The sequence below is a fragment of the Streptomyces sp. NPDC012637 genome, assembly GCF_042954805.1.
Lineage (GTDB): Bacteria > Actinomycetota > Actinomycetes > Streptomycetales > Streptomycetaceae > Streptomyces.
In genome coordinates, this window is record NZ_JBIBDS010000001.1 from 15,694 (window position 1) to 26,753 (window position 11,060).

Annotated in this window: 13 protein-coding genes and 3 pseudogenes; 8 read left to right on the forward strand and 8 right to left on the reverse strand. The window is 68.4% G+C overall.

Going from position 1 to position 11,060, the window contains the following annotated elements; all coding sequences use genetic code 11:
* The first annotated feature begins 80 nt into the window (after positions 1 to 80).
* The 3 genes and pseudogenes from ACFY8W_RS00080 (at position 81) to ACFY8W_RS00090 (ending at position 1,749) form a co-directional block, all read left to right on the forward strand.
* Positions 81 to 563 (forward strand): cupin domain-containing protein, encoded by a 483-nt coding sequence (locus tag ACFY8W_RS00080; RefSeq protein ID WP_391098154.1) that lies wholly within the window; start codon positions 81 to 83, stop codon positions 561 to 563.
* Positions 560 to 838, forward strand: a pseudogene (locus ACFY8W_RS00085) (SGNH/GDSL hydrolase family protein); the annotation flags it as partial. The gene ACFY8W_RS00080 and the pseudogene ACFY8W_RS00085, both read left to right, overlap by 4 nt.
* 329 nt (positions 839 to 1,167) lie before the next feature.
* Positions 1,168 to 1,749 carry an RICIN domain-containing protein gene (locus ACFY8W_RS00090; RefSeq protein ID WP_391098156.1) on the forward strand — a complete coding sequence of 194 codons (582 nt, stop codon included), beginning with the start codon at positions 1,168 to 1,170 and terminating at the stop codon, positions 1,747 to 1,749.
* A 295-nt stretch (positions 1,750 to 2,044) separates the two neighbouring features.
* Here the strand turns inward: ACFY8W_RS00090 and ACFY8W_RS00095 are convergent, their stop codons facing one another.
* A complete protein-coding gene (locus ACFY8W_RS00095; RefSeq protein WP_391098159.1) occupies positions 2,045 to 2,230 on the reverse strand; it encodes a hypothetical protein in 186 nt (61 codons plus the stop codon).
* Between the two features lie 128 nt (positions 2,231 to 2,358).
* Between ACFY8W_RS00095 and ACFY8W_RS00100 the strand changes: the two genes are divergently transcribed.
* Positions 2,359 to 2,769: a hypothetical protein gene (locus ACFY8W_RS00100; RefSeq protein WP_391101613.1), complete on the forward strand. Its 411-nt coding sequence runs from the start codon at positions 2,359 to 2,361 to the stop codon at positions 2,767 to 2,769.
* A 147-nt stretch (positions 2,770 to 2,916) separates the two neighbouring features.
* On the opposite strand, the gene ACFY8W_RS00105 is transcribed toward ACFY8W_RS00100, so the two are convergent.
* Both ACFY8W_RS00105 and ACFY8W_RS00110 read right to left on the reverse strand, forming a co-directional pair.
* On the reverse strand, positions 2,917 to 3,699 hold the full coding sequence (locus tag ACFY8W_RS00105) for a TSUP family transporter (RefSeq protein ID WP_391098162.1): 783 nt from the start codon (positions 3,697 to 3,699) through the stop codon (positions 2,917 to 2,919).
* A gap of 231 nt (positions 3,700 to 3,930) precedes the next feature.
* Positions 3,931 to 4,134, reverse strand: a complete 204-nt coding sequence (locus ACFY8W_RS00110) for a hypothetical protein (RefSeq protein WP_391098164.1) — start codon at positions 4,132 to 4,134, stop codon at positions 3,931 to 3,933.
* Between the two features lie 503 nt (positions 4,135 to 4,637).
* Between ACFY8W_RS00110 and ACFY8W_RS00115 the strand changes: the two genes are divergently transcribed.
* Both ACFY8W_RS00115 and ACFY8W_RS00120 read left to right on the forward strand, forming a co-directional pair.
* Entirely contained in the window at positions 4,638 to 5,270 is a 633-nt protein-coding gene (locus ACFY8W_RS00115; protein WP_391098166.1) for an SMI1/KNR4 family protein, read from the forward strand.
* Positions 5,271 to 5,452: 182 nt separating this feature from the next.
* On the forward strand, positions 5,453 to 5,761 hold the full coding sequence (locus tag ACFY8W_RS00120) for a hypothetical protein (protein WP_384414797.1): 309 nt from the start codon (positions 5,453 to 5,455) through the stop codon (positions 5,759 to 5,761).
* A gap of 195 nt (positions 5,762 to 5,956) precedes the next feature.
* Here ACFY8W_RS00120 and ACFY8W_RS00125 read toward each other — a convergent pair whose 3' ends face one another.
* The gene (locus tag ACFY8W_RS00125) at positions 5,957 to 6,352 is read right to left on the reverse strand and encodes a hypothetical protein (RefSeq protein ID WP_391098170.1); all 396 of its coding nucleotides are present in this window, start codon (positions 6,350 to 6,352) and stop codon (positions 5,957 to 5,959) included.
* 167 nt (positions 6,353 to 6,519) lie between these two features.
* Here ACFY8W_RS00125 and ACFY8W_RS00130 point away from each other — a divergent pair.
* Positions 6,520 to 6,858, forward strand: a pseudogene (locus ACFY8W_RS00130) (transposase); the annotation flags it as partial.
* Positions 6,859 to 6,987: 129 nt separating this feature from the next.
* Here ACFY8W_RS00130 and ACFY8W_RS00135 read toward each other — a convergent pair.
* Complete coding sequence (locus ACFY8W_RS00135) at positions 6,988 to 7,188, reverse strand: hypothetical protein (RefSeq protein ID WP_391098172.1); 201 nt, start codon at positions 7,186 to 7,188, stop codon at positions 6,988 to 6,990.
* Positions 7,189 to 7,380: 192 nt separating this feature from the next.
* Here ACFY8W_RS00135 and ACFY8W_RS00140 point away from each other — a divergent pair, with 192 nt between their 5' ends.
* The gene (locus ACFY8W_RS00140) at positions 7,381 to 7,899 is read left to right on the forward strand and encodes a pyridoxamine 5'-phosphate oxidase family protein (RefSeq protein WP_391101616.1); all 519 of its coding nucleotides are present in this window, start codon (positions 7,381 to 7,383) and stop codon (positions 7,897 to 7,899) included.
* 36 nt (positions 7,900 to 7,935) lie between these two features.
* Here ACFY8W_RS00140 and ACFY8W_RS00145 read toward each other — a convergent pair.
* From ACFY8W_RS00145 to tpg, 3 genes and pseudogenes are all read right to left on the reverse strand, one after another.
* A pseudogene (locus ACFY8W_RS00145) lies at positions 7,936 to 8,590 on the reverse strand (ATP-binding protein); the annotation flags it as partial.
* A gap of 103 nt (positions 8,591 to 8,693) precedes the next feature.
* A complete protein-coding gene (locus ACFY8W_RS00150; protein WP_391101618.1) occupies positions 8,694 to 10,139 on the reverse strand; it encodes a helix-turn-helix domain-containing protein in 1,446 nt (481 codons plus the stop codon).
* 357 nt (positions 10,140 to 10,496) lie between these two features.
* The gene (gene tpg, locus ACFY8W_RS00155) at positions 10,497 to 11,054 is read right to left on the reverse strand and encodes a telomere-protecting terminal protein Tpg (RefSeq protein ID WP_391098174.1); all 558 of its coding nucleotides are present in this window, start codon (positions 11,052 to 11,054) and stop codon (positions 10,497 to 10,499) included.
* Positions 11,055 to 11,060: the final 6 nt, after the last annotated feature.

Consider the following 11,060-nt stretch of genomic DNA (forward strand, 5'->3'; position numbering starts at 1 on the left):
CCGACCGACCGCCCGTCGCGTCGGCTAGTGTTCCCATTCCTTCAAGACCACCCGGTCGCTACGGTGTGACGATCGTCGGCATGAGAGTCGTCAACGAACACCACGCCATCGACCTACGCACCACCCCGGTACACCTCGGACTGGGATCAACAGCGAAACCCGTTGAGGGTTTCGCCTGGGACCCGGAGGCCCTCCAGGCCTACAGTGCCGCGGTTGCGGCAGACGGCGCCGAGGGCCGGATGGTGATGATCTTCGACGGCGACGGCCCCGGCGACCATTGGGAAATCCACCCTGCCGGCGACGAACTGGTCGTCTGCCTGAGCGGGGCGGTGACGGTCACCCGCGACCTGGACGGAGTGCCCGAGCGCGTTGTGCTCGGGCCCGGCGAGGCCACCATCAACCCGGCCGGAGTGTGGCACGCGGTCGACATGACCGGCCCGGCGTCCATCCTGACCGTCACCGCCGGCCTCGGCACCGACCACCGTCCGCGCACCGACACCCACCCGGCCGAACGCGTCGCGCTGCCGGGACCGGAAGCATCATCGGGACCGGAAGCATCATGACGACGCGCATCGCCTGCCTCGGCGACAGCCTCACCCGCGCGCTGATCAGCGTCGACTACCTGGACGTCCTGGGACGACGCCACCCACCCGGTGATCTGCAGCTTGCCCGCTTCGGCGCCAACGGTGACTTCGCCTACAACCTCTTGCAGAGCCTCGACGCCGTCATCGCGAACCCGCCCGACGTCATCACCGTGTTGATCGGGACCAACGACGCCCGAGCGAGCCTTGCCGGCTACCACGTCGACAAGGCGATGAAGCGCAAACAACTCGTCGAGGTCCGGGAGGCGGATACCGGGCAGCTCGTCGAGGAGGTCGGCCTGGGCGGCATGGATGCGGTCAGGGACCTGCGGTCCCGGACCGAGGGCCCTGCGTGCGGTCACGCGGTCATCGCAGGGCTGGGCGGTGACACGGCCCGTCACCGCTGACGGCTGTCGAACAGGATCACGGCAAATATCTGCACGTACACACCCTGGAAAGGCCGATCCACGCAGAACCAGACTCATCGACGTAATCATGATCATCCCTTCGTACCGCTGGGGGAGTGCGGTGCGAAGCGTTCACATTCACACCAGTCGCACACACCACGATTCAGGAGACTTCGCTCATGCGGAAGACGTTTGCCCTGGCTGCCGCCGCCATCGGGATGATCGGCATGCTCGCCACCGCACCTGGCGCGGCGGCCTCGGACGGGGACCCGAGCGCTCCGGCTCCCGTCACAACGGCCAACCTCCCGCCGACCTTTGAGGCGCCGGACGCAGCCGGTGCCGGAACCACGGCCGCCAGCGCCAGCTACATGGTCTTCGCCAACGCCGCGTACGGAACCTGCATGGATGACAGCAGCGCGCACGGGCTCCGGATGCACGAGTGCAGCGTCGTGAGCATGGACAACGGCTACCAGAGGTTCTCGATGGCCGTCTCGAGCGGCTACTACAAGTTCAGGAACGTGGCCACAGGCAAGTGCCTCGACGGCAGCACCAACTACGGCGTTCGTACCCACACGTGCAGCGACGCGAGCTTCAACAACGGCTACCAGAAGTGGACGGTCTACAACGTCACCGACGGTTGGGTGAGCTGGAAGAACGCGGCCACTGGGCAGTGCATCGACTACAGCGCCAACAACGGTCTGCGTCTGCACACCTGCAGCACCGATTCCTTCCTCAACGGCTACCAGGCGTGGAGCTACTGAACCGCTCAGGGTCTATACCGTAGTCACGGGCATCCAAAGCCGACTGGTCGTTGACTACCGGTCACACCCCACGGCTCCGCCCGACCCTTTGTGACCCCGACGCCCCCTTACCCAGCAGGGGGCGTTCCGCCCCGCCTCCGGTGCTTCCTCCTGGTTGCCCGGGGCGCGGTACCGGCACCGCCCCGCCAGGGCGGCGCCCAGCGCGTCCGAGAGGCCGAGCGAGATTGCGCCGTTCCACATGGCTCGGGCGGGCATCGTGCTCCCCCAGGACGCCCCCTGGGGTGCTGACCTCAAACTATGCAGACCGGCGCCGTGATCGCACGAGCTGGATTGGCGCCTCCATGATCTGCACGTCCGACACACCCGCGCGGGCCTCGTACTGCGGCAGGTACGCCTCAGCGGCCGCGAGGCCGAAGCTGACCGTGGACTCCCGGCGGCCGTCGTGCCCGTCCTGTACCCACGTGATCTTGCAATTCTCCACCGCTGATCCTCCACTTCGTGTCCGCCCAACGGCGAAATCGGCTGGTGGCCACTGGGCTTCGCCAGCGTGCCACGCGACACTGACAGAGCCGAGGAGAGCCTTCGGCGCGATACGAACGGTGTGTGAGTATGCGGGCAGCGGTCGAGGATCTCGTGGAGGAAGCCGAGCGGCGGATCCGAAATCGGCTGTGGATTCCGACCAAGGATGACCGTGTCGTTGCGGCGAAGGCGGCGAAGGACCTGGACGCTGCCCTCGGGACCGCACAGTCTGAAGAAGAGAGGTCCGAGGTCGATCGGCTGGCACACCTGCGGGAGGCACTCGCCGCCCTGGCCATCGCCCTCGCCCACGTCCACGGACCTCTGGCCTGGTTCCTCGGCGCGGCGGTCACTGCGCTCGCCCCGGTGCTGCACTGGCGCGCCCTACCTCCCGAAGGCGGACCCACCTTCGGCACCGTCACACCGTCCCCTGAGCAGTACCGGGAAGCCGAAGACGCGATCCGTCGACTCCGCAGCACCCTCGCCAGCATCGCAGCTGCCTGACGCCACTGTTTGGACGGTTGGCTCTGCACACGAGAACGGACAGCAATTCGACACCAGTTTGGGAGGCGCTGGGGGCTGGCGTCGGGCCGGAATATTCACCAGTTTCGACAGCACCCTGGTGCACCGGAACGACTGGGCACCGCGCGGTCAGCGAAGGGTCTGGACTGCGTAGAGCGCGCCGATTCCGGCGGCAAGGGTCCCGAGCAGGAGTCGGAGGGCCGTCTCGGGCAGGCGCAGCTGAAGGCGTGCGCCAAGGTATCCGCCAAGGAGGCCACCGGCGCCGCAGGACAGGCCCAGCAGCCAGTTGGGGGCGACGTCGCCGGTGGCGGCGAGGGAGAGCACTGCGTAGGTGGCCGCGCCGGCGACGGAGGTCACGAAGGTCGAGGCCAGAGCCGCGGGTGCGACGGTGGCGACCGGTGTTCCGCGGCCGACGAGGATCGGGCCCAGCAGCGAGCCACCCCCGATTCCGTAGATACCGCCGGCCACGCCGACGGCCAGGGCCAGTGACGTCGTCGCACGGGGCGAAGGCTGGTCGCGGTTGCGGGCTGGTGCCGGGCGTACGGTCCGCAGCCACAGCCACAGACCGATCGGCAAGAGCAGCACCGCTATGAGGAGGCGGAAGATACGCGGGCCGGGGACGGCGAAGACGCGGATCACGGCGCCGACGACCACGCCGGGAACAGTGCCCGCGATCAGTAGCCGGGTCAGCGGCCCGCCCAGCTGTCCGGCCCTCCAGTAGCGCAGGAGGGCACCAGGGCCGGCCACGACGTTGTAGAGCAGATTCGTGGGTGTCACGGCCGGACTGGGCACACCCAGCACACTGACCTGAACAGGCAACAGGAAAACCGCTCCGGAAACGCCCACGGGCGCGGTGATGACGGATATCAAGAGCCCGGCGGCGAACCCGAGCAGCCCCATCGACCACTCCACGACGTCCCCCTCGCCTCTCTCCAACCGGCACCCGGGACAGGGCTCCGGATCAGGTGCCGCCCATTCTCGTGAACATCGACCCCGCCCCGATCCAACCGCCTCCCGAGACGGTGAACAACCGCGTCCAAACTCGCCAACAAAGCCAGACGGTGACAGGCGGATCTGACAGCGAGTCTCGGGCAGAGAAACGCCCCCTGGCCTCGGTGCGGGTGGCGAGGGGGCGGGGTACGGCTACGTCGGGGTCAGGAGTGCCAGCTGCCGCGGAGGGCTCACCGGCATCACGTCCTTCGCCAGGGTCTCCGCCCACCCGCCGGGCACCATCGGGTTCCCGGCCGGCCAGGCCATCTTCCGCACCTGCTCCAGCACCGCGGCGTACCACGGGTCCCTGCGAGCGTCGGCACGGGCGGACGGGTTGAAGTCGCTGATCGCGCTCACGCGGCGGGGCCGACTTCCGGGTGAGTGAAGGCCACCGGCTTGCCGAGCTTGCGCGCGTAGGCGATCTCAGCGCGGGTGGAGTCGCCGATGTAGTCGCCGACGAAAGCGCCTGACTTCGAGACTTCTGAGGCGCTGGCACCACGAACTTGGCCCCTGCCGCCCGGGATCCTCGACTGTGTACGGCTCGGTTCCGACTGATTCGGTGTTCAGGTCAGTGAGTACTTCCAAGAGAACGCGAGTCGTTTGCCGATGAGCGCGGGAGGCACCCCGAAGGCGGCCAAGCCGATGTTCACGAGTTCGGGAGGCGTGCCGCTGACCTGGTCGGGACATCTACTCCGAACCTCAGGCGTCACGCTCTGCGCACCGTGCCACCAAAATCGCCGCCAGCCGCGACCAGGTCGGCGGCTGCGCCCGTACCCGTACGCAGGAGCTCTCCAGACGCTTGGATGTGTCTCTGCCAGACCGATCGGTAGAGTCTTGGAGACGAGAGAAGAGATCCTCCCATGGACTCCCGCATCACCCGCATACGCTCCAAGCTGGCGAAACTCCCCTACCAAGCGCAACGAAGCCACTCGGTGTGCGCGGAGCGCCACCAGTTCCGCCTCGGCCCGCGCATCACCGCTTCGGAAGCCGACGCCTTCGAGGCGGAGCACCGCATCGTCCTTCCTGCGGCCTACCGAGCGTTTCTCATCGAACTCGGGGGCAGCGGTGCCGGCCCCTTCTACGGTCTCCTTCCGCTGGAGGAGTGCAGGCTGTTCACGATGAACCGGAAACCGGCGGACGGCAGCCCGCGGGGATTCACTCATGTCGACCACCCGGACGCGCTGCAGGGTGACCTGTTTCTCCACATCATCGAGATGGGCTGCAGCGATCTGTGCCTGATCGAAGTGACTGGCCCCCTCACCGGCCGTGTGGTCACGGGCAACGCGGACGGCTTCTGGCCCCCGAACGTCTCCTCCGCACAGGACTTCCTCAAGTGGTACGAACGATGGCTCAACCATATGCGGGACGGCAAGGACAACCGCGCGCTGGGACTGACCTCCCCGGCAACCATCGCGACCGCCCCATGGGTTTTCCGCGCCCGAACCAGGCCTCGCTGCAGTAACTCAGTACATCGTTCAAGCCGCACTCCGTGACCGCCTCGCGGCCCCCTCAGTGCCTGTTTCTGAACCCTCGGACTCTGCGGGGCCGGTAGCCGTGCAAGCTGGCCGGGATTGGACTGTGCCCCCCTCGACGAAGCCCCCGAGGATGGCCGGAAGTCTTCGAGCGGGGGGAACTGATGAGGCGTCCTACAACTGCTGCGGCCGTGGTCGGTCTCTTGCTGGCTCTGACGGCCTGCGAGTCGGGGGCGGCGTCCGGCAAGGTCCAGGGTACCGACGCCGAGTTGGCCTGCGCGGCCGTGAGGCGACTGCCGGAACCGCTGCCGGGCACCGACAGCGTGAAGGCCTTCGACATCTTGGTGTCGCGCCTCGTCGGCGCCGGACATCTGGCCAGGGCGGCTGCCCTGGCGGATGCCAAGTACCAGCCGCTCGCCGACGCCCTGGACAAGGCGCACGAGCTGCTCAACGTGACTTCCGACCCCAAGCAGGCCGAACCCGCAGTCAAGGAGGCCCGGACGTACTGCTGAGCGCCTGTTTCTGAGCCCTCGGACTCTAAAGGTCTCCCCCGAAGACCGCCCCGCGCGTCCCACACACCTCAGCAGTTCCGTTCGCCGAACGGTCACCGTGACCGTTCAGCGAACGCTTCCGCAAACTCCGCATTCCGGGCAATGACTCGTCGACCTGCTGCTCTGGGGTTCAGAGACAGGCACTTAGCTTGTTCTTTATCTTCGGCGGTCTGCGGCTGGGGAGGGCGGGCCCATGAAGGCGTCAAGCTCTTCGATGATCTTGCGGAAGTCGCGGGCGCCGCGCTGCGACATCGCTTGCATCACGCCGTCGAGTAGGGCACGGCCTTCGAGAGGGTTGCCGCAGCAGTTCCAGTGCACGTTGCCGAACTCGTCGTCGTGCCAGAGCTCGCGCTCGGGGCGATGGACGTAGTCCTTCCATAGGCGCAATGCGGTACTGATGTCGCCTGGCTGGAGGTAGTTCCGCGTGCGTTCGAGGCGAACGATCTCGGACAGCGCTCGCGGGGAAAGGCGGTCGATGGCCAGCCTTGAGCGTTGTGACTGGTGTCGGTCCGGGATTCCGGCCCGGATGCGTCCTGGCCGTCTACGCGGCATGGACCTTTCGGTTGGTGGTCATGCCGTACATGGTGCCACGATCTCGAACGGTGTCTCGAACGGGTTCGCTCGCCCGGGGATTCGTCGGACGTGGGGGCGGCCTTCGTCTGATCATGTGCTCCGACCAAGGAGTACACGTGACCACGACGAAGGCCGTGAGGGTGAGTCTGCTGCATCACGATGTCCGGGAAGCGTTCGCGGAAGCGTCACGCTTCCGGGAAGGGTTCTACGAGTGCCTGACCGCCCGGCGTGATGAACTGTTCGAACTGACCGACGCGTTGCTGTGCGTCGAGGGGCCTGTGGTCTCGCCGGTGGACCTGACGCTGACGCCCGAGTACCGTCGTGGGCACGGCGCTTTGTACGGAGCCCTCAACCGGGGCCGGATCGACGTCGAGCGATTGCGGACAGTGCTGGCCAGACTGCCGTTGCCCCGGTTCGAGAACGGGCGCCCGGTGCTGGCGGTCGATGTGTCGCCGTGGCTGAGGACGGGGGCGGGTGGGAGCTCCAAACCCAGCGCAGTGGCAAGGCGAATCCGCTCGGCGACGAGCTCCGGTTCGTCCCGGCGCTCGTCGCGGCCCAGGTAATCGGCGGTTCGGAGTGCTGGACGAGGCGCTCGCAGTCGGGGCGGTTGCCGGTTACGGCGTGCTCTCCTGATCTCGGTCGGACAAGGGGTCAGGGTGGGATGTCCGGGTGTAGCGCAGTCCGGTGTCGGGCGTGATGTTGAATACCGCGCACAGGTGTTGTGGGTCGGCGCCGGTTACGGCGGCCTCTTCGAGGATCCGATCCTCGCGGAGTCGTTCGGCGGTGACCGGAAGATCCTTGAGCAAGGGCTGCATCCAGCCGATGGTGACCGGCGTGCGAGAGTGCGCGGTCTGCGAGCTGACTTCAAGCGACAGCGTTTGTCGATGACTTCTGGCGGCAGTTGGTGATCAACGGCTGTGGAGATGTCGACGAGTTTTGACGGCGCTGCCGACGGTCGTGGCCGTCCGGGCTGGAGAGCCCCGGGGCAGGGCGTGGGATACTTGATCATGCCTGTGACTCATCCGTGGCTGGCCGGCCCGTCACCGAAGCAGCGGCTCGATCGCGAGCGGCTGGAAGAGCGAATACTCAATCTGCTGTCGTCGCAGAACATGTGCGTGCTCGCGACAGCGGGACCGGAGGGGCCGCTCGCGACGCCGGTGCGGTACTTCCACCTCGACTTCGCGGTGATGTTCTCCACGGCCGCTGGCTCGCCGAAGATGAGGAATCTCGCCGCGGATCCCAGGGTGTCGGTGGGAATCTTCGCTCCGCTGGTCGGGCAGGCCAGCAGCCGAGGTGCCCAGCTCTTCGGCCAGGCTCGCGTTCTGTCTGAAGACGACCCGGACTTCGAGCACTACTGGCCGGCTTTCCGCTGGCAGTCCGACCATGTCGAGCGGTCGCGTTCTCTCGACGAACCGCCGTCGGGGCCGCTCGTCGTGATCGAAGCGGAGCGGATCGTCTATACCGAGCACTGGCTGCGGCGCGAGGGGTTCGCCCCGCGTCAGTTCTGGACCCGCGCGGACACGTAGCCGGGATCTTTCGGTGGGCTGTCGGTGCGGTAAGCCGGCCTTGGCGGGTTCCCCGGCCGGGGCTCTGGTGCTGGCAAGGCGATAGGAGTCGGTGCTGGTCTCGAGAGCGGTGCCATTGAACATGAGCCGGTCGACGATCGCCGCGCAGAGCCGGGGATCGGTGAACGTCTTCGTCCAGCCGCTGAACGACTCGTTCGAGGCGATGGCGACGCTGTTCTTCTGTCTTGTTCAGCTGCTTCTCGTCCGCAGCCTCGACCAGCTCGTTGACCAGCTTCGTGGCGAGGGTGTAGCGGACGCGGTAGCCCTTCATCGCGGCTTCGCTGCCCAGGGCGATGAGCATGTGGGACTTGCCGGTGCCGGAGTCGCCGATCAGGCAGAGCGGCTGGCTCTTCTTGATCCACTCACAGCTGGCGAGGGTGTGGACGGTGGCCGGGTCGATGTTCGGGTTGGCGTCGAAGTCGAAGGAACGCAGGGACTTCTCCCGGAGGAAGCCGGACGCCTTGATCCGCCTCTCCGACCTGCGGCGGGCCCGGTCGTCGCACTCGGCCATCAGCAGTTCGGCGAGGAAGCCGCGGTAGGTCATCTGGTCCTTGACCGCGCGGTCGGCGATGCCGGAGAACTCGTTGCGGATCGACGGCAGCCGCAGCAAGCGGCAGGCGGAGTCGATCGCGGCGGCGGCCTGTTCGGTCAAGCCTCGCTGACGGGCCTGACCGGCATGGAAGTGCTGCTGGAGCGCTACCGGGCCACGACCGCATCGACGAGGCAGTTGGTCAACGGACGCTCCTCCTCCGCCCTCACGCCGTCCCCCGCAACCGTACGCGGCGGCGTTCGCCCACGAGCGAAGGACAGGGGGAGACGCTGCTGGAGCTCAGCAGGAGGGCGCGGTGACCCGGCACGCGGCGGCTCTCAGTGCCTAGGGGTCGACACGCTGGCGTGCAGCTCGCGGACGCCAGGGGTACGCGGGTGCCGTTCGGCGAGTTCGGTGATGATGCGCCGGATGGCGGGGCGGCCGCGGACCTCTCCGGGGCTGGCTCGGTGAGCGTCGAGCAGGGCGCGGGCGGTCTGCTTGGGCCGTCCCCACGCCCACCAGGCGCGTGCCATGTCGGTCCCGAGGCGCGCCTTGTGCTCGGCGGTGGCGAAGAGCTCCGGCCGCAGGTGCTGATCCGCTTCGAGGGCCGCGCCGGCGTCGCCGAGTGCCCAGGGACCCCGACGGTGTAGAGATCGACGGCGGCCGGACTGATGGGGAACAGGCGGCCCGGCGGGCTTCCTCGGCCATGGCCAGGGCCTCGCCCCGCCGTCCCGCGCGGGCAGCGGGGTAGGCCAGGGTGCGCAGCATCTGCGCGTACGCGGAGGTGGCCGCGTCGGTGCGCAGTCCGGTCGCCTCCACGCGCGCCGCTGCCGTCTCCATGAGCCGCTGGGCTTCGTCGCTGCGGTCCTGGTGGCGCAGCACGATGGCGAGCTCCCGGGAGGCCGCTGCGGAGGCGAGCGGTGAGCCGGAGACCTCCGCCCAGGTGCCGGCATGGTCGGCGGTGAGACGGTCCTGCTCGTAGGCGCCGAGCTTGACCAGCAGGGCCGTGCCCAGGCTGTAGACGGAGGACAGGCGTGCCTGCTCGAGCTCGCGGCGCGAGGTCGCGGCGGCGTGCCCGTCGGCGATCAGTCCTGGGAGGAGCAGGACGAGGAGCTGGTGGTGGGCACCGGTGTCGTACAGCTCGCGGGCGGCGGCCACGCGGGTGTCGAAGGCGCCTCGGTTGGTGGGGGGCGGGAGTGTCGGCCAGGGCGCGGTCGACACTGAGCAGCAGCACGGCCGGCGCGGTCGCCGTGGCAGTGAGCAGCGAACGGCGGCGCATCGGGTCCTCCTCGGCGTGCGGACTGGCCGCCGCTCTAGCGGCGGACGGTCCAGTCGATTCCAGGGGCGCCAGGGAACTCACCAGGACGTTTGCGGGGACACCCACGCGGGCGGCAACACGGTGAATGAGTGTCAGGTCGGTGACCTGTCTGAGCCGTTCCAGCCGCGCCACGGTCGCGGCCGAGCACCCGAGGTGCCCGCCAAGGTCGGCGAGCGTCCACCCGCGGCGCTCGCGGCCCAGGCGGATGAGCGCGCCCGGGCGGCGCTGAGCGACTAACTGACTGACGTGGGCACTGCTCCAGAGCGGGTCACCGGGCACGCGTCCCTCCCGCGCTGCACGACCGGGCGCCCCGCGGTACGAGGAGCCGACAGGACGTGTCGAGACCGCTTGCACACCGTGCAAACCGCTTGCAGAACAAGGCAGTTGATCAGTACTCGGTCACACCGTGCGGTGTCTTCAGTACATCGCCCCGCACCGTCGCGGGCCACCGTCCACCGGAGGCATCCATGGCAACCGCAGCCTTCATCCCTCCGGCCGGCGACCCGGCGACCGGCCCGGCCCGCTCCGCCCGCGACTTCGTGCCGGCCGACCTGTGGGACAAGCAGGTCGGACTGCTGATGCGGGACTACCCCCGGACCGGTCCTTCGGCGAGTGGCTGCGCTCCGGGAAGATCCGTTTCTCTCACCGGTCTCCCAGTGCTCCGGCAGACTCGTTGCGGGCGGTGCGGGGCCGGGGCGCCGCGGGCGACGGCTACAGGTCGATGTCGATGTGCTCGACGTCGGTGAACTGCACCCCGAGACCGGCCGCCCGGGTGTTGTTCGCGCGGAAGTACATCTCCGCCAGGCCCTCGGCCGCGATGCGCTGCAGTTGCTGCTCGTCGGCACCCTGCTCGCGGGCGGTGTAGAGGCGGTCCGCCCATTGCGGCGGCAGGGCCTGGGTGATGTCGCGGATGCGGGCGTCGTCGGTGGTGCCCGGGGCGGCGGTGAAGCCGAAGCGGGCCCGGGTGGAGACGACCAGGCCGCCGGTGGCGGCCGCCTTCTTCCGGGCTTTGGCCCGGATCTGCGGCTGCCACCGCTTCTTGACCTCACGGTCCAGACGGGCACGCAGATCCTGCCGGGGCCGCTTCAGCTTGCCGGCCACGTACCGCTCGACCGTGCGCTGGGAGATCCCGAGGGCTTCGGCGGCAGCCTTGGTGCCCTTGAGCTGCTTGACCAGGTACTTCATCTGGGATCGGGCACTTTTGGGGGCCGGGCGGGTGAACGCCTGCTCCAGTGCGCGGTCCAGGCTCTCGCCGAGCAGGTCCGCCATGGCCGG